20 protein-coding genes are annotated in these 22,431 nt (G+C 42.7%); 8 read left to right on the top strand and 12 right to left on the bottom strand.

From position 1 onward, the window contains the following. Positions 1-30: 30 nt before the first annotated feature. Positions 31-969, bottom strand: a complete 939-nt coding sequence (locus tag J5X91_RS07480; RefSeq protein ID WP_182683315.1) for a biotin-dependent carboxyltransferase family protein — start codon at positions 967-969, stop codon at positions 31-33. Then, positions 966-1,628, bottom strand: a complete 663-nt coding sequence (gene pxpB, locus J5X91_RS07485; RefSeq protein WP_011328123.1) for a 5-oxoprolinase subunit PxpB — start codon at positions 1,626-1,628, stop codon at positions 966-968. Before pxpB ends, J5X91_RS07480 begins: the two co-directional genes overlap by 4 nt. A 251-nt stretch (positions 1,629-1,879) precedes the next feature. Between pxpB and msrA the strand changes: the two genes are divergently transcribed. Continuing rightward, positions 1,880-3,163 (top strand): peptide-methionine (S)-S-oxide reductase MsrA, encoded by a 1,284-nt coding sequence (msrA, locus tag J5X91_RS07490; protein WP_208834342.1) that lies wholly within the window; start codon positions 1,880-1,882, stop codon positions 3,161-3,163. Between the two features lie 327 nt (positions 3,164-3,490). Here msrA and J5X91_RS07495 read toward each other — a convergent pair whose 3' ends face one another. The 9 genes from J5X91_RS07495 to J5X91_RS07535 all read right to left on the bottom strand — a co-directional run bounded on the left by J5X91_RS07495 (position 3,491) and on the right by J5X91_RS07535 (position 13,102). Beyond that, a complete protein-coding gene (locus J5X91_RS07495; RefSeq protein ID WP_192532035.1) occupies positions 3,491-4,384 on the bottom strand; it encodes a LysR family transcriptional regulator in 894 nt (297 codons plus the stop codon). A 298-nt stretch (positions 4,385-4,682) separates the two neighbouring features. Beyond that, positions 4,683-5,339, bottom strand: coding sequence for a 3-oxoacid CoA-transferase subunit B (locus tag J5X91_RS07500; RefSeq protein WP_011328126.1), 657 nt, complete (start codon positions 5,337-5,339; stop codon positions 4,683-4,685). A 17-nt stretch (positions 5,340-5,356) separates the two neighbouring features. Continuing rightward, complete coding sequence (locus J5X91_RS07505) at positions 5,357-6,055, bottom strand: CoA transferase subunit A (protein ID WP_011328127.1); 699 nt, start codon at positions 6,053-6,055, stop codon at positions 5,357-5,359. Between the two features lie 88 nt (positions 6,056-6,143). Beyond that, the gene (locus J5X91_RS07510; protein WP_179806576.1) at positions 6,144-7,040 is read right to left on the bottom strand and encodes a hydroxymethylglutaryl-CoA lyase; all 897 of its coding nucleotides are present in this window, start codon (positions 7,038-7,040) and stop codon (positions 6,144-6,146) included. Continuing rightward, entirely contained in the window at positions 7,040-9,043 is a 2,004-nt protein-coding gene (locus J5X91_RS07515; RefSeq protein ID WP_208834343.1) for an acetyl/propionyl/methylcrotonyl-CoA carboxylase subunit alpha, read from the bottom strand. Before J5X91_RS07515 ends, J5X91_RS07510 begins: the two co-directional genes overlap by 1 nt. 8 nt (positions 9,044-9,051) lie before the next feature. Further along, entirely contained in the window at positions 9,052-9,822 is a 771-nt protein-coding gene (locus J5X91_RS07520) for an enoyl-CoA hydratase/isomerase family protein (protein WP_011328130.1), read from the bottom strand. 12 nt (positions 9,823-9,834) lie between these two features. Further along, positions 9,835-11,442 carry a carboxyl transferase domain-containing protein gene (locus J5X91_RS07525; protein ID WP_182677685.1) on the bottom strand — a complete coding sequence of 536 codons (1,608 nt, stop codon included), beginning with the start codon at positions 11,440-11,442 and terminating at the stop codon, positions 9,835-9,837. 10 nt (positions 11,443-11,452) lie between these two features. Next, positions 11,453-12,628, bottom strand: a complete 1,176-nt coding sequence (locus tag J5X91_RS07530) for an isovaleryl-CoA dehydrogenase (protein WP_011328132.1) — start codon at positions 12,626-12,628, stop codon at positions 11,453-11,455. Positions 12,629-12,667: 39 nt separating this feature from the next. Continuing rightward, positions 12,668-13,102, bottom strand: a complete 435-nt coding sequence (locus J5X91_RS07535) for a MerR family DNA-binding transcriptional regulator (protein ID WP_011328133.1) — start codon at positions 13,100-13,102, stop codon at positions 12,668-12,670. A 330-nt stretch (positions 13,103-13,432) separates the two neighbouring features. Here J5X91_RS07535 and J5X91_RS07540 point away from each other — a divergent pair, with 330 nt between their 5' ends. The 7 genes from J5X91_RS07540 to J5X91_RS07570 all read left to right on the top strand — a co-directional run bounded on the left by J5X91_RS07540 (position 13,433) and on the right by J5X91_RS07570 (position 21,097). After that, positions 13,433-14,614, top strand: coding sequence for an acetyl-CoA C-acyltransferase (locus tag J5X91_RS07540; RefSeq protein WP_208834344.1), 1,182 nt, complete (start codon positions 13,433-13,435; stop codon positions 14,612-14,614). 84 nt (positions 14,615-14,698) lie between these two features. Further along, positions 14,699-16,189, top strand: coding sequence for a CoA-acylating methylmalonate-semialdehyde dehydrogenase (locus J5X91_RS07545; protein ID WP_011328135.1), 1,491 nt, complete (start codon positions 14,699-14,701; stop codon positions 16,187-16,189). Positions 16,190-16,314: 125 nt separating this feature from the next. Next, a complete protein-coding gene (locus J5X91_RS07550; RefSeq protein WP_011328136.1) occupies positions 16,315-17,472 on the top strand; it encodes an acyl-CoA dehydrogenase family protein in 1,158 nt (385 codons plus the stop codon). A 10-nt stretch (positions 17,473-17,482) separates the two neighbouring features. Then, positions 17,483-18,280, top strand: coding sequence for an enoyl-CoA hydratase (locus J5X91_RS07555; protein WP_011328137.1), 798 nt, complete (start codon positions 17,483-17,485; stop codon positions 18,278-18,280). Next, positions 18,280-19,422, top strand: coding sequence for an enoyl-CoA hydratase/isomerase family protein (locus tag J5X91_RS07560; RefSeq protein WP_208834345.1), 1,143 nt, complete (start codon positions 18,280-18,282; stop codon positions 19,420-19,422). The genes J5X91_RS07555 and J5X91_RS07560 overlap by 1 nt, the downstream gene beginning before the upstream one ends. A 4-nt stretch (positions 19,423-19,426) precedes the next feature. Beyond that, positions 19,427-20,317: a 3-hydroxyisobutyrate dehydrogenase gene (gene mmsB / locus J5X91_RS07565; RefSeq protein ID WP_086996141.1), complete on the top strand. Its 891-nt coding sequence runs from the start codon at positions 19,427-19,429 to the stop codon at positions 20,315-20,317. A gap of 9 nt (positions 20,318-20,326) precedes the next feature. After that, positions 20,327-21,097 (top strand): SDR family oxidoreductase, encoded by a 771-nt coding sequence (locus J5X91_RS07570; protein WP_129545786.1) that lies wholly within the window; start codon positions 20,327-20,329, stop codon positions 21,095-21,097. 74 nt (positions 21,098-21,171) lie between these two features. Here J5X91_RS07570 and J5X91_RS07575 read toward each other — a convergent pair whose 3' ends face one another. Next, a complete protein-coding gene (locus tag J5X91_RS07575) occupies positions 21,172-22,134 on the bottom strand; it encodes an integron integrase (protein ID WP_129545978.1) in 963 nt (320 codons plus the stop codon). Positions 22,135-22,431: the final 297 nt, after the last annotated feature.

The raw sequence follows: 22,431 nt of genomic DNA on the forward strand, positions 1-22,431 counted from the left end.
CTATTTATATTTAAATCGAGCATAACCGTCCTATTTTTTATTATTGCTATTATTGAGTGCCAAACTGAGCTGATGTAAATGAGCATTTTGTTTATGTTGGGCTCTGTGTGCTTGCTCTAGGGTTACATATTCAAATTCTATATTATCGGCTGCTCTAAACTGTGCAAATTGATGTAAGTCAGCACTGATCACTGTACCTAGTAGCGGATAGCCGCCGGTAGTTTGGCCATCATTAAGTAATACTATGGGCTCTCCGTTGGGGGGCAATTGTATGCTCCCTGGGTTTACAGCCACAGAAGGTAATGAATGTGTGTGCATCAGATTATCTGTATTATTTACTAACCTTACGCCCATTCTATTACTGTTAGGGCTGGCTTTAAATTTACCCGAAGTAAAGCTATGCAAAAGTGTTTTACCTAATAACTTTGCGTGTGGGCTAGGGTGCAAGCGGATAATTTTACGTTGCGGTGGAGCAATAGCCCCCATTTTTATAAAAGGGCCATTAAAAGGCTTAATTGGAATGCAGTCACCACTGCTGAGTGCTTTGCCATTGAGCCCACCAAAGCATGCATTTAAATCAGTTGCTCGAGAGCCCATTATTAGTGGGCACTGCACGCCGTCTTTTACTGCAATATATGCTCTTAACCCCGCTCGTCCTGTGGCAAAGCTTAATACTTGTTTATTTTTAATAGCGTATGTCCAACCTGGGTAAATAGGTTGTTCATCAAGCTTTGCCTGTAAATCAGCGCCTTGGATGGCAATGACAGTATCGCAGTTAAATTCAAGCTCACATAAGCCCACAGTTACTTCAAGCACCGCATCGTTGTCGTTATTACCAAGGAGTCGATTAGCTATTAATTGTGCACAGGGGTCTAAGCTGCCAGCTTTACTTACTCCTAAATGACGATAGCCAATTCGGCCAAAATCTTGAATAGTGAGTTGTACGCCTGGTTTTAGTACTTTTATCATGCGCCTGCTCCTTGGTTTTTTAGCGCTACAAACTCAAGGGTATCGCCTGGTTGCATTAAGCAAGGTTGCGAATGAGAGCTATTAAATAATGTGGTATTGGTATGGCCAATAATATGCCAGCCACCGGGAGTGTCGCTAGGGTAAATACCGGTTTGGGCAGCGCCAATAGCCACCGCACCTTTAGGTACTTTAATGCGAGGCTCAGCGCGCCTTGGGGTATGTAGGCGTGTATCTAAACCATGTAAATAGGCAAATCCGGGCTGAAAGCCTAAAAACAAAACGTGATACTGAGCTTTGCTATGTATACTAATTACCTCATCAATACTTAAATTATGAAAGCGGGCTACATAAGCAAGATCTTCACCCTCGTATAGGGTCTCTATTAAATGGTGTTTACCAGTAAAAGTACTACTTTTAAGCTCATCCCATAATAATGGTAATGCCTCTAGCCATTTAGTTAACCCCGCAGATGACTTTAAATACAAGGTGAGGGAGTTCATCCCCGCAACTAAGTCGGTAAACTCTGCGGTGTTTTTACAGTGCGCAGCTAAAGCCCAAATTTTTTTTTGTATAGTTAATACATTGTTTGCGTCTAAATGTGCTGCATCTATTAATAAACTATTGTTACTAAGTGCATAAATTATAGGAGCCGAACTCATAAAACAAACCTGTTAATACAACATGTTTCAAAGCTAACATAGTTCTATTGATTTATTTACACCATTGCGACCAGCAAAATGGATTAAGAGATAAAATATAAACCTTATAGGCCGCTCACTCGTATTTAATTACTTACCAAGTTGAAATAATAATTCAACAGGTAAGGTCTTTATTAAAGCCTGTTACTATTTTTTGTTCAAAATACATTCGCAACAGTAACCGGCCTTAGCATTTATTTAAGAGGTAGTTTATGTCGTATCAGGGTTTAATTTATTTATCTAGCGTTGCTATTTTATTTAGTGCAAGCAGTGTTGCTTTATCAATGGAAAAAGTCGTGCAAAGTAATGTTCAAGCGACTATGCACGTAGAAACACTAGTACTTGGCTCAGGTTGCTTTTGGGGCGCTGAAAAACGCTACGAAGCACTTAATGGTGTTATTGATGCTGAGTCAGGTTATGCCGATGGAAACGGCTTTAAAGCCACTTACAGCAATATAACCAATCAATCACGTCGCTTTGACGAGGACAATTACGCCGAAGTTGTGCAAGTTACCTATAACAGCAATATTATTAGCGCAAAGGAGCTACTCGAAAACTACTTTGAAAGTCACGACCCAACACAAAAAAATCGCCAAGGTAACGATGTAGGCACTCAGTATCGCTCAATTATTTTAACTACCACCACTGAGCAAGCGAAAGTAGCAAAGCAAGTTAAATCGCAATATCAACAACTGCTTACGCAAGCAGAGTACGGCACTATAGCCACTATTATTAAGCCACTTGACACTTTTTATGCAGCTGAAGAATATCATCAAAATTATTTAGAAAAAAATCCAAATGGCTATTGTCCCGATCACTCAACTGGCGTGGTGTTTAACAAAAAACCGCCCGAACAAGTAGATAACTCCGCTTTATTAATGGGTAAACAAATCGTGGTATTAGACTCACGCGAATACTGTCCATACTGTGAAAAATTTAAAAGCGCTGTAGCTAACGACTACAAAGGCAGTATTGCTATGAGCTTTCGCCACGCCGATCAACTCCAAGGTTTAACCATTAAGTCGGCAACCTGGGCAACCCCCACTATTTTATTTTTAGAAAATGGCACTGAAGTATACGGACGTCAAGGCTATGCAAGCCCAGAGGCGTTTTACAAAGCCCTTGGCGCATTTAAACTAGGCGATAGTGAAGCCTATAAAGTTGCATTTAATTCAAAAACCGATCGCGCTTATTGCAAAGAATACAAAATTTTTAAAAATACACCCGATGGCACCTTTGTCGATAAGCTCAGTGGCGAGCCGCTATTTGATACCCGCGATAGGTTTAACTCTGGAACTGGGTGGTTATCGTTTACGCATCCAATAAAAAGTAGCGTTACTGAACATGACGACAGTAGCTGGGGAATGACTCGTATTGAGCTGCGCTCTAAAAGTACTGGCATACACTTAGGGCATTTATTCCCCGGGGAAGGCCCACGCGGTACAGACCGTTATTGTATAAATGCTACGGTTCTTGAATTTATACCAAGGGATTAAAAATACGTGAGATATACAAAAGCCCAGTAAACTTAACTTTTACTGGGCTTTTTAATTAAGGCTTTAGCTAAAAAGCAGTATTAAAGCCTAATTTATTTTTAGTAAATATTATGTGGATTGCCTAAAAATAAAAACAGTTCAAGCCAAGTCACCACCTAACTTGAACCGTTTTTTACACTGACAACATCTTACACACACAATATAAGATTCTTTTACCAGCTTAATTATTAAACCTTAAATTAAGCTGAAATACTTTCGATAGGTGAACTTTAGATTTATTGAGCATTAATCACAAACGATAAAAATACACCCAATGAGTGAAATAAATTAATCTATAGGTTTGGTTTGTGTATTTTTAAAAGTAGCTATAACCCACTTAGCAAATAAATCAAGCGGATGATTTACATTACTTGGCTCGTGTTGCACTAAATAGTACTTGTCTTTAGTGGTCAGCGGGCGCTCGAATAGTTTATATAACCAGAGTTCGTCTAGCCAGCTTTGGCTTATAGGCAGAGGAATAAGCGCAATCCCCATACCTTGCTGCGCTGCTCGTGCTACACCAAACATGCTGTCAATTTGTATAATTTGGGTTGGTGAAAAGTCAACTATTCCAGCTTTCTCGGCCCACTGATGCCATGCCCAAGGGCGTGCTTTGTGTAATATAAGCGGCACTTGATTAAGGGCTTTACAATGATCATCCTTCCATTGTGACAACAAATTTTTATTGCAAGCAGGTATATACTCTAAGTTAAACAGCTCTGTTACAACACCTTCGGTTGGCTTATTCGAGGACAGCACTATTGATAAGTCGCTATGTCGGGTTAGCTCTTTACGGGTTTTAAGCGTATCCATTTGTAAATTAATATTAGGGTGCGCCGACGTCCATTCGCGCAATCTAGGCATTAGCAACTCGCTTGCAAAAAACTCAGGCAAGGTAATCGTTAAATTTGTATTTTGCTGCATTTGGCTAAATTCATTAATTGTGCTTTCAAGCGTACTAACTATTGGCGATATAGCTTCAAAAAAGTCCTTTCCAGCTGTAGTTAAACTAATCGAGCGGGTTTTACGCACAAAAAGCTCAATGCCAAGTTGTTCTTCTAGTTGTTTAATTTGATGGCTTACAGCCGAAGGCGTTAAATACAGCTCATTTGCTGCATGCTTAAAGCTTAAACTTCGTGCCGCGAAGCAAAATGAACGAAGACCACGTATAGGAGTTTGCATGTTTTCCAATATAAAGTTGTTTGAGTCGCCTATATAAGGCAATAACTGAACCAATTATTAAAATCAATAATATCAGAAGGTTGAAACTTTTACTGCATTAAGTTCACAATAATGGTGCAACAAGGTAACAAGGTGGTGCAGGGCAGTTACAAGTTAGCGTAAAATTTCAGCTTCTTAAAATAATAATAAAACTTAGAAAAATAGGCAAAAAAAATCCCTCGTTAGAGGGATTTTGGGTAACTCAGCGCCATTGGCACTGGGAATGAGGTCGGTACAAGGTAAAGTTTAAACCTAGGGCTTAAAACACCATTTCTGGTACTTCACCGTCAACAAGTAATTTACCTGCTGTTTTACTAATAATTTCATCTACAGATACGCCCGGAGCGCGCTCTAACAGATGAAATGCGCCGTCTTTAACTTCTAGTACGGCTAAATCTGTAACTATTTTTTTAACGCAATTAACGCCGGTAAGCGGTAATGTGCAGGCCTCTAATAGCTTTGAGTCGCCATGCTTACTGGCGTGGGTCATGGTAACAATAATATTTTGCGCGCCTGCAACCAAGTCCATTGCGCCGCCCATGCCTTTAATTAACTTTTTAGGGATCATCCACGACGCTATGCTACCGTTTTGATCTACCTCAAAAGCGCCCAGAACTGTTAAGTCTACATGACCACCGCGTATCATGGCAAAACTATCTGCACTATTAAATATGGCTGCACCTTTTGCAGCTGTCACGGTTTCTTTACCCGCGTTAATCATATCGGCGTCTAGCTCTGCTTTAGTTGGGTATGGTCCCATGCCTAACAAGCCATTTTCGGACTGTAACATAACTTCAATATCGTCTGGAACATAGTTTGCGACGAGTGTCGGAATTCCTATGCCTAAATTAACGTAATAGCCATCTTTTAGCTCTTGTGCAACGCGCATTGCAACTTGTTCACGTGATAATGCCATAATATTAATGCTCCTGCTTAATCTCGTGTAGTAACACGCTCAATGCGTTTTTCAAAGTTGCCTTTAATAACGCGGTTTACATAAATGCCAGGGGTATGAATTTGGCTTGGCTCAAGTTCACCCGGCTCTACAATTTCTTCTACTTCGGCTACCGTAATTTTACCAGCGGTTGCGGCAAGTGGATTAAAGTTCATTGCAGTGTGGCGAAACACTAAATTTCCGTAACGGTCGGCTTTCCATGCTTTAACAATAGCAAATTCACCGGTTATCGACTCTTCTAAAATATAAGGGCGACCATTAAATTCTTTTACATCTTTACCTTCGGCAACGGGCGTACCGTAACCTGTTGCGGTGTAAAACGCCGGAATACCTGCACCACCAGCACGCATTTTTTCTGCCAAAGTGCCTTGTGGTGTAAGCTCTACGTCAATTTCGCCACTGAGTAACTGTTGCTCAAATAGGGCATTTTCGCCAACGTATGAGGCAATTACTTTTTTAATTTGTTTGTCTTGTAATAAAATGCCCAAACCAAAGTCATCAACACCGCAGTTATTAGACACCACAGTTAGCTCTTTGGTTTTCATTTGCTTAATTTGTTTAATTAAGCCCTCAGGAATACCGCATAAACCAAAACCACCGGCAATTACGGTATCGCCGTCTTTTAATCCTGCCATTGCAGCTTCGTAACTAGAAACTACCTTATCAAATCCGGCCATGAGTCACTCCTCATTGTGTGCTTAAATTGTTTAACTAACTATATGATAGTTAGTTTATAAATACTTTGTATAAAAATTATTGGGGATGTTATTTAGCATGCAATGCAATCGACACTTTACTTACGGGTTGTTTGCCAAGCGCTTTTGTTATTTGCCATCCTGCATCACTAAGCCTTTGTAAATCAATTGCGTGCTCAATGCCAAGCCCTTGCAGTAAGTAAACTACATCTTCGGTGGCAACATTTCCTGACGCTCCTTTAGCGTAAGGGCAACCACCAAGGCCTGCTACTGCCGCGTCAACCGTTGCTATACCTAAGTTTAGTGCCGCGTAAATATTTGTGAGCGCTTGGCCGTAAGTGTCATGAAAATGCACTGCAAGCTGCGACTTATCAATGTGCTGTAATAGCAAAGTAAGTAACTCAGTTACCTTTTTAGCCGTGCCTACACCTATGGTATCGCCAAGGCTTATTTCATAACAGCCCAGTGCGAGTAGCTTTTGGCTAACATAAAGTACAGCTTGAGGGTCTATTTCGCCTTCATACGGGCAACCTAAAACACAACTTACATAGCCGCGTACTTTAATGTTATGCGCTTTGGCAAACTCCATAACGTCGCTAAAACGCTCAATACTTTGCTCAATACTGCAGTTAATGTTTTTTTGACAAAACGATTCGCTAGCCGCTGTAAATATGGCAAATTCTTTAATTCCAGCGGCATGCGCAGCTTGTGCGCCTTTTAAGTTAGGGGTTAACGCACTTAAGTTTACATCGGGCAAATCAAGAGCCGATATCACATCAGCTGAGTCTGCCATTTGCGGCACCCATTTAGGGGATACAAACGCACCGGCTTCAATGTCTTTTAAACCCGCAGCAGCAAGCGCGTTAATAAGCGCTACTTTGTCGGCAGTGGTTACTGCTTTTTCGTTTTGTAGGCCATCGCGCGCGCCTACTTCAACAATACGTACTTTTTGCGGAAAAACGCTCATTATGCGCCTCCCTCAGCAGGGTCACTTGCAACTGTCGTATCTTCAACTATAGCCAGTAACGCGCCATGGCTTACTAGTTCACCTTCGGCAAAACAATAGCTTTGTAAAATACCATCGTGCGGGGCGTTGAGCGTATATTCCATTTTCATCGCTTCAATAATAACCACAGGGTCACCTTTGGTAATACTACTGCCAAGCTCAACTAAGTGTTTTACTACCGTACCATTAAGTGGCGCAGCTAAAGGCAGGGCATCACTTTGGTGATCGCTAATATAGTGCTTATTTACTAGCTCTAGGCGAGTTTGTAGTGCTTTGTGCATTACGGTGATCACGTTATTAACGCGACTTACGTGGGCTGTGTGTTTTTCACCGTTTATAAATACACTACAAAGGCCATTATTTAAACTGCCTTGAACATTAAATACGTGCTCATTATGGGTAATACTGTAGCCATTATTCGTTTTAACCGCATTAAGGGTTAAATCAACAAACGCAATTTTAACGCTTTGCGGTGCATTTAGAGCAAAGCCACTGAGTTGTTGCCAAGGGCTTGTATTTGGCGCTTCTTGAGTGCTAACTAGCTGCTCTAAATAAGTAAAGGCTGCAATAAGCTGGCTTGCTTGGCGCAGAGATTGATCAACCGCCACTAACGAATCGCCTTGCTCGGCAATAAAGTGAGTGCTAGGCGCGCCTTGTTTAAAGCTAGGGTGCACAGCTAAGTTATGTAAAAAGCCAATGTTAGTACTAAAGCCCGCTAAGTGAAATTGCTCAAGCGCGTGTTGTAAACGGCTCAGCGCTTGTTCGCGATTATCATCATGCACAATTAACTTGGCTATCATGGGGTCGTAATATGGGCTAATTTCGTCGCCGGCTGCAATGCCAGTATCAATGCGCACAAACTCACTGTTTAGCGGAGTATAAAGTGCTTCAATTGTGCCTGAGCACGGAATAAACTCATTAGCAGGGTCTTCAGCGTAAATACGCGCTTCAAAGCTGTGGCCTTGCAATTTAATATCAGCTTGTTTGAATGGCAGTGTTTGCCCGCCCGCAATATTAATTTGCCACGTAACTAAGTCAACACCAGTAACCATTTCGGTAACCGGGTGCTCTACTTGCAGACGCGTGTTCATTTCCATAAAGAAGAACTCATCGCCACACAGTAAAAACTCAACTGTACCTGCACCGCGATAGTTTATTGCAAGAGCGCAACGCACCGCGGCTTCACCCATTTCTTTGCGCAACTCGTCTGATAAACCCGGGGCAGGGGCTTCTTCAATTACTTTTTGATGACGACGTTGCAACGAGCAGTCACGATCGCCTAAATAAACACAGTTACCGTGGTTATCGGCAAACACTTGTACTTCTACGTGGCGTGGTTGGTTAACGTAACGCTCTAGCAATACAAGGTCATTACCAAAACCAGCAACGGCTTCACGCTGTGCGCCTTCAAGTGCGCTAATAAATTCATTAGCATGATTTACCACGCGCATGCCTTTACCACCGCCACCAAATGCTGCTTTGATCAGTACCGGGTAGCCAATTTTTTCGGCCTCTGCTTGTAAAAAAGCAGGATCTTGCTTGTCGCCATAATAACCAGGTACTAATGGCACATTAGCCGCGGCCATAATTTCTTTAGCACGCGTTTTAGAGCCCATAGCTTCAATGCTGCTTGCTGGTGGTCCAACAAATACAATATTATTTGCTTCACATGCGTTGGCAAACGTGCTGTTTTCAGACAAAAACCCATAACCAGGGTGAATACAATCTGCGCCGCTGTCTTTTGCTACTTGCAGTATTTTATCGGCAACTAAATACGAGTCTTTACTTGGCGCTGGGCCAATGTGGTAGGCTTCGTCAGCCATTTTTACATGCTGCGCGTGTTTATCAGCGTCTGAATACACAGCAACTGTGGTTAAGCCCATTAATTTAGCACTGCGCATTATTCTGCATGCTATTTCACCACGGTTAGCAATGAGTATTTTTTGTAATTTATTTACGTTCATAATTAATCCTACAGTTGCCATTGTGGTGGACGTTTGTCAAAAAAAGCGCTTAAGCCTTCTTGGCCTTCATCCGATACACGAATTTTGGCAATACGATGAGCGGTAAGCTCAATTAGCTCATCGGTTATTTCTTTATTTGCTACATCGTTAATAAGTGCTTTTGCCGCTTTTACTGCAACCGGGCCATTATCAATCAATGTTTGCAGCATAGCGTCGAGCGCACATTCTAAATTACCGGTTACTTGATGAATTAACCCAAGTTGCTTAGCGGTATGCGCATCAAACACCTCAGCAGTTAAAAAGTATCTACGCGCTGCACGCTCACCAATGGCTTTAATTACATAAGGGCTAATAACCGCAGGAATAAGCCCCAGCTTTACTTCGCTTAGGCAAAATTGTGCATTGTCTTGGCATATTGCAATGTCGCAACAGGCAATTAAACCTAAAGCGCCACCAAACGCAGCACCTTGCACGGCACAAATAGTAGGGTGCGGGCTTGTTGCTAACACTTGCATTAATTTAGCTAACTGCATTGAATCGGCTAAATTATCGTTAACATTGTTATCTGCCATCGATTTCATCCAGGCTAAATCGGCACCGGCTGAAAAATGTTTGCCCTCAGTTTTTAACACCAAGGCGCGAATATCGAGCGTATTAGCATGTTCAATACATTTTATAAGCTCTTGAATGACTTCGCTGTTAAATGCATTGCGTTTTTCGGGGCGGCTTAAAACGAGTACCGCCACATTTGATTTTGTTATTTGTAGAGTAACTGACATTTTACGCTCCGATTACATTCTAAATACGCCAAATTTTGACTCTTGCACTGGTGCATTACTAGCGGCACTTAAGGCAAGTCCTAAAACGCTACGTGTGTCGGCAGGATCAATAATGCCGTCATCCCATAAGCGGGCGCTGGCATAATACGGATGTCCTTGCTCTTCGTACTGATCAATTATTGGCTGTTTAAAGTCACTTACTTCTTGCTCGTTCATGCTTTGGCCTTTACGGGCTAAACCGTCTTGCTTAACTTGCGTCATTACACCGGCTGCTTGCTCGCCGCCCATTACAGAAATACGCGCATTGGGCCACATCCACATCATGGTAGGTTCAAATGCACGGCCACACATGCCGTAATTACCTGCGCCATATGAGCCACCAATCAGTACGGTAAATTTAGGCACATCGGCGCACGATACCGCCATAACCATTTTAGCGCCGTGTTTAGCTATACCTTCGGCTTCGTATTTTTTACCTACCATAAAGCCGGTTACGTTTTGTAAAAATACTAAAGGAATGTTGCGCTGCGTACATAGCTGAATAAAGTGCGCGCCTTTTTGCGCCGACTCACTAAACAAAATACCGTTGTTAGCGACTATGCCCACTGGGTGGCCATAAATACTCGCAAACCCCGTTACTAAGGTTTCGCCAAAGTAGCGTTTAAATTCGTCAAACGATGAGTCATCAACTGTGCGCGCTATTACTTCGCGTACATCAAATGGCTTTTTAAGATCGGTGCCAACAATGCCGTAAAGCTCGTTAATATCATAACGAGGTGCTTTAACTTCCTCTAGCAACGGCGCAGTAGGGCGGGTGTAATTAATACGCGCTATACATTGGCGCGCAATCGACAACGCATGTTCGTCATTTTGCGCGTAATGATCGGCAACTCCCGATGTTTTACAGTGCACGTCGGCACCACCAAGCTCTTCGGCGGTTACTACTTCACCGGTTGCAGCTTTAACAAGAGGCGGACCCGCTAAAAATATAGTGCCTTGATCTTTTACAATTATGCTTTCATCGGCCATGGCCGGTACATAGGCACCGCCTGCGGTACATAAACCCATAACCACAGCAATTTGTGGAATACCTTTACCCGACATACGGGCTTGGTTGTAAAATATACGACCAAAATGCAGCTTATCGGGAAATACATCATCTTGCTCTGGCAAGTTTGCACCGCCCGAATCAACTAAATAAATGCAAGGTAAATGGCAACGTTCAGCAATATCTTGCGCGCGTAAATGCTTTTTAACCGTTAGCGGAAAGTAAGTACCGCCTTTAACCGTGGCATCGTTTGCAATAATCATGCATTCAACACCTTTAACACGGCCAATACCTGCTACTACACCGGCACACGCAATTTCTTGCTCGTAAACACCAAAGGCGGCAAATTGCGAAATTTCTAAAAATGGCGAACCTTCGTCAATTAAAGTGCTAATACGGTCACGTACAAATAATTTACCGCGGCCTTCGTGGCGCTCTTTTAATGCAGCGCCGCCACCTTGGCTAATGGTTGCCACTTTATTACGTAAATCATCTACCAACGCCGACATATTTTTATGGTTTTGTACAAACGTTGGATCGTGAGGATTAACGCTCGATGTTAAAATCGTCATTATTTAATCCTTAACGGCTTTCAGTGAAAAGTTCGCGGCCAATTAGCATACGGCGTATTTCTGAGGTACCTGCACCAATTTCATATAATTTGGCGTCACGTAATAGGCGGCCCGTTGCGTATTCATTTATATAACCATTGCCACCTAAAATTTGAATGGCATCTAGCGCCATTTTAGTTGCCAGCTCTGCTGCATATAAAATAGCACCGGCAGCATCTTTACGGGTGGTTTCACCGCGATCACACGAGCGAGCCACTGTATATACATACGAGCGTGCGGCGTTCATTTGCGTATACATGTCGGCTACTTTGCCTTGAATTAACTGAAACTGACCAATAGGCGTATCAAACTGTTTGCGCTCATGAATATAAGGTACAACAATATCCATACACGCTTGCATAATACCCAGTGGGCCTGCTGCAAGTACTACGCGCTCGTAGTCTAGGCCGCTCATTAATACCTTAACGCCTTCGTTTAAGTTACCTAAAATGTTTTCTTCGGGTACTTCGCAGTTTTCAAATACCAGTTCACAGGTATTTGAGCCACGCATACCAAGTTTGTCGAGCTTTTGCGCGGTTGAAAAACCAGGAAAGTCGCTCTCTACAATAAATGCAGTAATACCTTTTGCGCCGGCAGTTAAATCGGTTTTAGCGTAAATAACTAAAGTATGCGCATCTGGGCCATTGGTGATCCACATTTTATTACCGTTTAAAATGTACTTATCACCTTTTTTCTCGGCTTTAAGTTTCATTGAAACTACGTCTGAACCCGCATTTGGCTCGCTCATAGCAAGGGCACCAATGTGCTCACCGCTAATAAGCTTAGGCAAGTATTTTTCTTTTTGGGCTTGCGTGCCGTTACGATTAATTTGGTTTACACACAGGTTTGAATGCGCACCATAGCTTAGGCCAATAGAAGCACTTGCACGGCTAATTTCTTCCATGGCAATAACATGCTCTAAATAACCTAAACCAGCACCGCCAAATTCTTCAGCTACTGTCATTCCCAATAAACCCATTTCGCCCATTTGTGGCCAAAGTTGATTTGGGAAAGCGTTATCAAGGTCAGTTTTTTCGGCTAGTGGGGCAATTTCTTGGCTGGCAAAGCTGTTTACATGTCCGCGGATCATATCGGCGGTTTCGCCAAGGCCAAAGTTCATTTCTTTATATAGTGAAATAGTGCTCATGATTCATTCCTGTGTGATTGATTAAGTTAATACCGCGTATTACTCATCTATTTTATTAAGTGTGTCGCGGCAACGGCGCTCGGCTGTTACCAATTCCATAAGAACAACTTTAATGTCGTCCATTTGTTGTGATAGGTCGGCTTTTTTCTCGCTAATAAGGTCCAGCATAGTTACCAGCTGCTTAGCACTTGATTTGTCGGCGTCGTAAAGTTCAAACAAACGTCCTGTTTCTGCCAGCGTAAAACCTAAGCGTTTACCACGTAAAATTAATTTTAAGCGGACTTTATCGCGTTTAGAGTAAATACGGGTTTGGCCATTTCTACTTGGCGTAACAAGCCCTTGGTCTTCATAAAAGCGGATAGAGCGGGTGGTAATGTCAAACTCCTTTGCGAGTTCGCTAATACTAAAAGTTTGTTCATTATTGGCAGGCACAGTGGCCGACGTTGCAAAGCTTGTTTGATTATCTGGTTTCATAATAGTGTTTTACCTCATTCGAATAACCCCAATATAAGTGAAGTTTACGTAAAGGTAAAGTAAGATGTTTGTGTAATACTTTAGACTAATGAAAATGGCGAGTAAACTTTCATTAAAGTTAGGCTTTAAAGCCTGCGTAGGCGTTTTTACTGAAGTGTAATGAAACATAATACAAATAAGTTTACAGTTTTTACAGTCAACTAAAAGTTGATTTTAGATTTACGTTGGCGTAAACGTAAATATTATGTATGCTCGTAAACAGATTATAAATAAATTGTTTGGTTCAGCGCATTAAATTGCACGGGGCCAATTACTAAATGGAGCCTTTTTATGACTACTGAAGCCGTTGTTATTGTAGCAGCAAAACGCACCCCTATGGGGGGATTTATGGGCGCACTCAATGATGCGCAGTCAACTGAGCTGGGGGCAACCGCTATTGCTAGTGCATTGGCAGAAACAGGCCTAAGCACAGATGCTATTGATGAAGTAATTATGGGCTGTGTATTACCTGCTGGTGTAGGCCAAGCGCCTGCTCGTCAAGCAATGTTAAAAGCAGGCCTAGCACTTAGCACGGGCGCTACCACTATAAATAAAGTGTGTGGCTCTGGCTTAAAAGCGGCAATGTTGGCACATGATCTAATTAAAGCGGGCTCTATAAACTCAGCAGTGGCTGGTGGCATGGAAAGTATGAGTAATGCACCGTACTTTATTCCTAAAGCTCGCGGCGGCATGCGCATGGGGCATGGCGAAATTAAAGATCACATGATGAGCGATGGCCTTGAAGATGCTTACGACAACAAAGCAATGGGTTGTTTTGCACAAGACACCGCTGATGAATACGGTATAGGCCGTGAACAAATGGATAACTTTGCACTAAGCTCGCTTACCAAAGCAAAAGCCGCAATTGAAAACGGCAGCTTTAATAACGAAGTTGCACCGCACACTATGCAAACACGCAAAGGCGACGTTACCGTTGCGATTGACGAGCAACCAGGTAATGCCCGCCCAGAAAAAATTCCGAGCCTGCGTGCTGCATTTAAAAAAGACGGCACTATTACAGCCGCTAACTCATCGTCAATTTCAGACGGTGGCGCAGCACTTATTTTAATGAGCGAGTCAAAAGCCAAAGAGCAGGGCTTAACCCCGCTTTGTAAAATTGTAGCGCACAGCACGCATTCTCAAAAACCAAGCGAATTTACAGTAGCGCCAGTGGGCGCAATGAACAAGGTACTAGAAAAAGCCGGTTGGACTACAGCCGATGTTGACCTGTGGGAAATTAACGAAGCGTTTGCCATGGTTACTATGCTTGCTATTAACGAGCTTAAACTAGATGAAAACAAAGTAAACGTAAACGGCGGTGCATGTGCATTGGGCCATCCAATTGGTGCAAGCGGCGCACGTATTTTAGTAACGCTTATTCATGCACTTAAAAATCGCGGCCTTAAAAAAGGCGTAGCGTCTTTATGTATTGGTGGCGGTGAAGCCGTGGCCATGGCAGTAGAAGCACTTTAATTTTTTATCATAAAATAATAATCAATGCAGCGCTAATTATAATAATAAAGCTGCACTAACACTCTTATAAAACAGGATTTAATTATGCACCAAGTACCACTACTGATTAACGGCGAATTTATTCAATCAAGCTCAAAAGAACTTATTGACGTAATAAACCCAGCCAACCAAGAAGTGCTAGCCCAAGTACCTTGCACCACAGACGCAGAAATGGATGCAGCTATTGCCTCGGCTTCAGAAACGTTTAAAACGTGGAAAGATGTGCCAATTACTGAACGTGCGCGCATTATGATGAAATACGCTGCGCTATTAAAAGAGCATCACGACGAGCTTGCCACTATTATTTGTCATGAGCTGGGTAAAACCTTTGAAGACGCTAAAGGCGACGTATGGCGTGGCATTGAAGTAGTTGAGCAAGCGGCTAACGCACCGTCATTAATGATGGGCGAAACCATGGAAAACGTAGCGCGTAAAATCGATACGTATTCTTACATGCAACCATTAGGTGTGTGTGCGGGTATTACGCCGTTTAACTTTCCGGCAATGATCCCATTGTGGATGTTTCCGCTGGCAATTGTGTGTGGTAACACCTTTATTTTAAAACCGTCTGAACAAGATCCACTTACGCCAATGCGCTTAGCTGAGTTATTTATGGAAGCTGGCGCGCCAAAAGGCGTGTTACAAGTAGTACATGGTACAAAACCACAAGTAGATCGCATATTAGAGGATAAAGCAGTACGCGCTATTTCGTTTGTTGGCTCGTGTGGCGTTGGCGCTTATATTTATTCAAAAGGCACAGCAAATCTTAAACGCGTACAAGCGTGTGTGGGTGCTAAAAACCACATGGTTATTATGCCTGATGCCAGCAAATCGCATGTGGTAAATAACTTAGTTGGCGCGTCGGTTGGTGCCGCTGGTCAGCGTTGTATGGGTATTTCGGTTGCGGTATTTGTTGGCCAAGCAAAAGACTGGGTTGATGAAATTAAAGCGGGTTTTGAAGGTGTACGCCCAGGCGTATGGGATGATGCAGGCGCAGCGTATGGCCCGCAAACGTCACCGGCTGCAAAAGCACGTATTTTATCGCTTATTGCCGGTGGTAAAGAGCAAGGCGCTAAGTGTTTAATTGACGGCTCAAACTTTACGGTTGAAGGCTACGAGCAAGGTAACTGGGTAGGCCCAACGTTGTTTACCGATGTAACTAAAGACATGGACTTATATAAAGAAGAAATTTTTGGTCCCGTACTGGCGTGTATGTTTGTAGATACATTAGATGAAGCCATTGCGCTAATAAACGACAGCCCATATGGTAACGGCACATCGCTGTTTACCTCAAGCGGCGCGGTTGCGCGTAAGTTCCAACACGAAATTGAAGTAGGCCAAGTAGGTATTAACGTGCCAATTCCGGTGCCACTGCCGTTCTTTTCGTTTACTGGTTGGAAAGGCTCGTTTTATGGCGACACTCACACTTACGGTAAGCAAGGTATTCGTTTTTATACCGAAACTAAAACCATTACTTCACGTTGGTTTGAAGACGACATAGCGTCGGGTCCAAATATGAGCATTAACTTAAAGTAATTACTCATAATAAATAGTTTAAAAAGCATAATTAATAATAAAGAAGGGCACGAAGGTAACTCCTATTACCTTCGTTGCTCTTCACTAATCACCTAGACAACACATAACTAATTGAAGAGGTCTATATGGACTTTAATTTATCAGATGATCAGCAAGCATTTGCTCAAACAGCACGTCAGTTTGCTGACTCAGAACTCGCACCTTACGCTGCTAAGTGGGACCGCGAACATATTTTTCCTAAAGACACGATTAAAGCGGCAGGCGAACTAGGTTTTTGTGGCCTTTACACGCCAGAAGAAGCCGGTGGCCTTGGCTTATCGCGCTTAGATTCAAGCATTATTTTTGAACAACTTGCTATGGGCTGTACCGCAACAACAGCCATGTTAACCATACATAATATGGCCACTTGGATGGTAGCAAGCTTTGGTACTGACGCCGCTAAAGACAAATACTGCGAACAACTAGTTACTGGCGACTTACTGGCATCGTATTGTTTAACAGAGCCAGGCTCTGGTTCAGACGCCGCATCGCTAAAAACCAAAGCAGTACGCGATGGCGACGAATACGTAATTAACGGCTCAAAAATGTTTATTTCGGGCGCGGGCGAAACCGAAGTATTAGTGGTGATGGCGCGCACCGGATGCGATGGCCCTAAAGGTATTTCGGCCTTTATAGTGCCTGCCGACGCTAAAGGTGTTGAATACGGTAAAGCCGAAGAAAAAATGGGCTGGAACGCACAACCTACACGCTTAATTAGCTTTGAAGATGTACGTATTCCGGCGCATAACTTATTAGGTGCAGAAGGCGAAGGTTTTAAATTTGCTATGCAAGGCCTTGATGGTGGGCGCATTAATATTGCAACCTGTTCAATTGGCACGGCGCAAGCGGCGCTTAATACGGCCCGCGAATATTTAAAAGAACGTACTCAGTTTGGTAAACCACTGGCCGCGTTTCAAGCGCTGCAGTTTAAAATTGCCGATATGAACACCGAGCTTGTAGCCGCGCGCCAAATGGTAAGGCTGGCTGCGTTTAAGCTTGATAATAACGACAGCGAAAAAACCACGTATTGTGCTATGGCAAAACGTTTTGCAACCGATGTGGGCTTTACCGTATGTAACGACGCCCTGCAAATTCATGGTGGCTATGGTTATATTAAAGAATACCCATTAGAGCGCCATGTACGTGATGTACGTGTACACCAAATTTTAGAAGGCACTAACGAAATTATGCGCGTTATTATAGCGCGTCGTATTTTAGCAGAGTCAGCCAGCGAAGTTTTATAAGGAGTTATTTATGTCAGAGTCAAATACTAAGTCTAATCCTAGCATTGAATTAACGACCGAAGGTCATGTAGCCATATTAACTATGTCAAACCCGCCAGCAAATACCTGGACCAAAGACACATTAATTGCCTTAAAAAACACCGTTAATAAGCTAAACAAAAATAAAAATATTTATGCACTAGTGCTTACCGGCGAAGGCGAAAAGTTTTTTAGTGCCGGTGCCGACTTAAACTTGTTTGCCGGTGGCGATAAAGGCGTAGCCGCCGAAATGTCGCGCGTATTTGGCGAAGCATTTGAAGCACTTAGTAACTTTAGGGGCGTGTCGGTTGCGGCTATTAATGGCTATGCCATGGGCGGTGGTTTAGAAGTAGCACTCGCGTGTGATATTCGTATTGCTGAAGAGCAAGCACAAATGGCGCTTCCTGAAGCTAAAGTAGGTTTACTACCGTGCGCTGGTGGTACACAAAACCTAGCATGGCTGGTTGGCGAAGGCTGGGCAAAACGCATGATTTTATGTGGCGAGCGCTTAAAAGCCGACAAAGCACTGCAAATTGGCTTAATTGAAGAAGTTGTTCCACAAGGCGAAAGCTTTGCTGCAGCACTTAAACTAGCTAACCAAGTGGCCGATCAAAGTCCGTCTTCGGTTGCAGCATGTAAAACATTGATTCAAAAAGGGCGTCATCAGCCTATGGCGAGCATTTTACCGCTAGAACGTGAGTTATTTGTGGCCTTATTTGACACCGAAGATCAGCAAGAAGGCGTAAGTGCCTTTTTAGAAAAGCGTCGTGCAAATTGGGTGAACGGCTAATGAGCGGCTTAACATTATTAAATCATGCAGATGACGCAGTCGTATTCGAAACGGCAACCGCGTCAAACGGTGCTTTAATAGCGTTTGCTACGCTAAATGCACCAAAGTCGTTAAACGCCCTTAATTTTGAAATGATCAAACTATTAGAGCCGCAACTAAAAGCATGGGCGCAAGACAGCAGTATTGCCATGGTGGTATTAAAAGGCGCAGGCGACAAAGCCTTTTGTGCTGGCGGCGATGTTGTAAGTTTGCACCACGCTATGGCTCAAGGCAGCGCAAGCGACTTAGTAGAGGATTTTTTTACGCAAGAGTATCGCCTTGACTATTTAATTCACTGTTACGAAAAGCCATTATTAGTGTGGGGTAACGGTATTGTAATGGGCGGCGGCTTAGGCTTAATGGCCGGTGCAAGCCACCGCGTAGTAACCGAAACATCGCGTATAGCAATGCCTGAGCAAACTATTGGCTTATACCCAGATGTTGGCGGCAGTTATTTTTTACATAAAATGCCTCACAGTGTTGGATTATTTTTAGGGCTTACGTCAGCGTCTATAAATTGCGACGATGCCCGTTTTGTTGCCCTTGCCGATCACTATGTAAAAGCAGACAAATACGATGCACTTTTAGCGGGTTTACTCAGCATTAAGTGGGGTAAAACGGCCAGCTTAAATCACGAAAAACTTACTACGCTGTTAACTGATTTAGATCAGCAATCAGGGCGTTTACCTAAAGGTAATATCAAAGCAAATTTGGCAACTATTCAAGAACTTGCTGAGTTTACTACGCTACAACAACAGGTTGACTATATTTTAAACTTAAACACAGACGACAAATGGCTACTAAAAGCGCAAAAATCGCTTAAGCATGGTTGTCCGCTAAGCTGTGCGTTAGTAAGCCGCCAATTAAAAACCAGTAAAGGCAAAAGCCTTGCTGAGTGTTTTAGAATGGAGCTAGGTATGTCGGTACGTGCCGGCGAAGTGGGTGAGTTTCAAGAAGGTATACGTGCATTGTTAATCGACAAAGACGGTGCGCCAAACTGGCAATACAAAACACTCAGCGACGTGCCAAGCTCAGTGGTAGATAGCTTTTTTGAAGATCGCTATGGCAATAACCACCCACTTAAACAATTACAACAAGGCTAAAGCTATGAGCAAACTCAATATAGGATTTATTGGTTTAGGCAATATGGGTGGGCCAATGGCGGCAAACCTTATTAAAGCAGGGCACACAGTAAGTGTGTTCGACTTAAACCAAAATACAGTTAACGAGCTAAAAAGCAAAGGTGCAAACGCAGCCGCAGATGCAACGCAATGTGCCAACAACGTAGACATACTTATTAGCATGTTACCTGCTGGCAAGCATGTTAAAGCGCTTTATTTGGGCGAAAACGGGCTAATTAACAGCTTAAGCAAAACCACCTTAGTTATTGATTGCTCAACCATAGATGCCGAATCGGCGCGCGTGGTTGGTAAAGAGTTAGCACAGCAAGGTATTAGCTTTGTAGATGCACCGGTATCGGGTGGCGTTGCAGGCGCAACCGCCGGCACACTTACCTTTATAGTAGGTGGCGATAAAGCCGCGTTCGACAAAGCCAATACTGTGCTGGTTGATATGGGCAAAAATATTTTTCATGCAGGCGACATTGGCGCAGGGCAAGTAGCAAAAATATGTAATAATATGCTGTTGAGCATTTTAATGGCAGGCACCAGCGAAGCACTACAAATGGGTATAAATAATGGCCTAGATCCTAAAGTGCTTAGCGACATAATGACCGCAAGCTCAGGGCGTAACTGGACGTTAGAGTTATATAACCCGTGCCCAGGTGTAATGGAGTCGGCTCCTGCAAGTAACGAATACAAACCAGGCTTTATGGTCGATCTAATGGCGAAAGATCTAGGCTTGGCAATGGAAGCAGCAAAACAAAGTAAATCAGCCACGCCAATGGGCTCAATGGCCAACGACTTATACGCTACACTGCAGCACCAAGGTGCGGGTACTGAAGATTTTAGTGCCATATTTAAATTATTTTCGAAGTAGGGGTAACGCGTGGAAATTAAAAATAACACGGTAGTAATAACCGGTGGCGCACAAGGCTTGGGTTTTGCCATGGCGCAAAAGTTTGCAAAAATGGGCGCAAACATTGCCCTAATCGATATGGCGCAAGATGCACTTAACACAGCAACTGAGCAATTAAGTCAACTTGACGGCGTAACTACGAGTATTCAAGGCTACGCTGCCAACGTTACCAACGAGAGCGAAATGGAAGCGGTATTTAACACCATTAATAGCGACTTTGGCCATATTGGTGTATTGATCAACAACGCCGGTATTTTACGCGATGGCATGTTTATTAAAGCAAAAGACGGCAAAGTAGTTAAAAAAATGTCGCTTGAGCAATTTCAATCAGTAATAGACGTAAACCTTACTGGCGTGTTTTTGGCAGGCCGAGAAGCTGCCAGCCATATGATTGAGTCGGGCAAAGGCGGCGTTATTGTTAATATGTCGAGTGTAGCGCGCGCCGGAAACATAGGGCAAACAAACTACGCTGCTTCAAAAGCAGGCGTTGTAGCGCTTACTACTACATGGGCTAAAGAGCTTGGCCGTTTTGGTATTCGCGTAGGCGCAATTGCACCAGGTGTTATAAGCACCGCAATGACCGACGTAATGAAACCAGAAGCTAAAGAGCGCATGCTTAGCGTAACCCCAGTAGGGCGTTTAGGTGAAACTGCAGAAATAGCCCATACCGCACAATATATTATCGAAAACGACTTTTTTACCGGTCGCGTAGTAGAAATAGACGGCGGCATTCGTTTGTAAAATGAGTTGGTTTAAGATTAATTAAAAAAGCATAACTCGTGTGGGTTGTGCTTTTTTGTTTTAAATAGGGAAGCTTATAATCTTGAAAAAGGGCTAATAACACCATTAGCACCTTGCTGTAAAACATGGGTATATATTTGTGTTGTACGAATATCGCTGTGCCCGAGTTGTGTTTGTACTGTGCGTATATCAGCGCCGCTTTGCAGTAAGTGCGTAGCGAATGAGTGGCGCAAAGTATGTGGCGTAACGTGTTTATTAATGTGTGCATTAAAAGCCGCTTTTTTTACAGCGCGCTGTAATTGCTTTTCATCAATATGATGGCGCCTTAGCTGTTTACTCTCAGGATCAATACTGAGTTTATAAGATGGAAATAAATATTGCCAACCCAGCTGTTTGTTATGATTTGGATATTTTTTACGTAATAAATGCGGCATATACACGCCACAAAACAGCGGGTTATTTAGGTCTAATTGTAAATAATTATCGACTAATTGAATTTGTGTTCGTATTTGTGGTATCAGTTCTCCTGCAAGCGTTACAACACGATTTTTGCCCCCTTTACCATCCCAAATTCGAACACAGTTATAATCAAAGTCAATATCTTGTATCCGCAAACGTAGTACCTCCATTAACCGCATACCGCTACCATAAAGTAGTGCACACGCTAAATAATGCTTTGTAATACAGTGTTTAAATAACGCTGAAACTTCTGTTTGTGTAAGCACAACGGGTAATTTCCTAGGGCGTTCACTTTTTACAAAATCTAATGATAATGAGAGAGGACTTTTAATTATTTCTTTATATAGAAAACTTAGCGCATTCAATGCCTGGGCTTGTGTGCCTTGCGCTACATTTTGCGAGTTTACTAAATGATTTAAATATAATTCCACTTGAGTATCCCCCATAGAGCTTGGGTGTTGCATATTATTAAAGCGGATATAGGCAGCTATCCAAAACAAATAAGCTTCAATAGTGCTCTTTGCATAACGCTTGCTATACATATGATCTTTAATCATGGTTAGAAAGAGAGATTTCATAAATGATATTCAATTATTTAAGTCTGATACTGTATATATAGACAGTTGCTTGTATTTTGTCCAATAACATTATTAAAAGTCGTTTTGGGGTATTTTAACAACGGTGATTTTATAACATACGTAATTACTTGTTTACATTGTAGTTATTTAGTGGAACTATTGAGCCATGTAATATACGCCGTTTTGGGGTGTTATAAACCCCCAAAGTGGTGTTCAATAAGCTGTTGAACAAAGCCGCTACGCGGAGCTAGCAACTTCTAGCATAATTGCCACACTTGTCATTGGGACTTCCCCCTA

It is taken from the genome of Pseudoalteromonas sp. K222D (assembly GCF_017653575.1).
GTDB lineage: Bacteria > Pseudomonadota > Gammaproteobacteria > Enterobacterales > Alteromonadaceae > Pseudoalteromonas > Pseudoalteromonas nigrifaciens.

Coding starts and splice junctions, on each gene's coding strand:
- J5X91_RS07480 (WP_182683315.1), bottom strand. CDS start 969: ATGATAAAAGTACTAAAACCAGGCGTACAACTCACTATTCAAGATTTT.
- pxpB (WP_011328123.1), bottom strand. CDS start 1,628: ATGAGTTCGGCTCCTATAATTTATGCACTTAGTAACAATAGTTTATTA.
- msrA (WP_208834342.1), top strand. CDS start 1,880: ATGTCGTATCAGGGTTTAATTTATTTATCTAGCGTTGCTATTTTATTT.
- J5X91_RS07495 (WP_192532035.1), bottom strand. CDS start 4,384: ATGCAAACTCCTATACGTGGTCTTCGTTCATTTTGCTTCGCGGCACGA.
- J5X91_RS07500 (WP_011328126.1), bottom strand. CDS start 5,339: ATGGCATTATCACGTGAACAAGTTGCAATGCGCGTTGCACAAGAGCTA.
- J5X91_RS07505 (WP_011328127.1), bottom strand. CDS start 6,055: ATGGCCGGATTTGATAAGGTAGTTTCTAGTTACGAAGCTGCAATGGCA.
- J5X91_RS07510 (WP_179806576.1), bottom strand. CDS start 7,040: ATGAGCGTTTTTCCGCAAAAAGTACGTATTGTTGAAGTAGGCGCGCGC.
- J5X91_RS07515 (WP_208834343.1), bottom strand. CDS start 9,043: ATGAACGTAAATAAATTACAAAAAATACTCATTGCTAACCGTGGTGAA.
- J5X91_RS07520 (WP_011328130.1), bottom strand. CDS start 9,822: ATGTCAGTTACTCTACAAATAACAAAATCAAATGTGGCGGTACTCGTT.
- J5X91_RS07525 (WP_182677685.1), bottom strand. CDS start 11,442: ATGACGATTTTAACATCGAGCGTTAATCCTCACGATCCAACGTTTGTA.
- J5X91_RS07530 (WP_011328132.1), bottom strand. CDS start 12,628: ATGAGCACTATTTCACTATATAAAGAAATGAACTTTGGCCTTGGCGAA.
- J5X91_RS07535 (WP_011328133.1), bottom strand. CDS start 13,102: ATGAAACCAGATAATCAAACAAGCTTTGCAACGTCGGCCACTGTGCCT.
- J5X91_RS07540 (WP_208834344.1), top strand. CDS start 13,433: ATGACTACTGAAGCCGTTGTTATTGTAGCAGCAAAACGCACCCCTATG.
- J5X91_RS07545 (WP_011328135.1), top strand. CDS start 14,699: ATGCACCAAGTACCACTACTGATTAACGGCGAATTTATTCAATCAAGC.
- J5X91_RS07550 (WP_011328136.1), top strand. CDS start 16,315: ATGGACTTTAATTTATCAGATGATCAGCAAGCATTTGCTCAAACAGCA.
- J5X91_RS07555 (WP_011328137.1), top strand. CDS start 17,483: ATGTCAGAGTCAAATACTAAGTCTAATCCTAGCATTGAATTAACGACC.
- J5X91_RS07560 (WP_208834345.1), top strand. CDS start 18,280: ATGAGCGGCTTAACATTATTAAATCATGCAGATGACGCAGTCGTATTC.
- mmsB (WP_086996141.1), top strand. CDS start 19,427: ATGAGCAAACTCAATATAGGATTTATTGGTTTAGGCAATATGGGTGGG.
- J5X91_RS07575 (WP_129545978.1), bottom strand. CDS start 22,134: ATGAAATCTCTCTTTCTAACCATGATTAAAGATCATATGTATAGCAAG.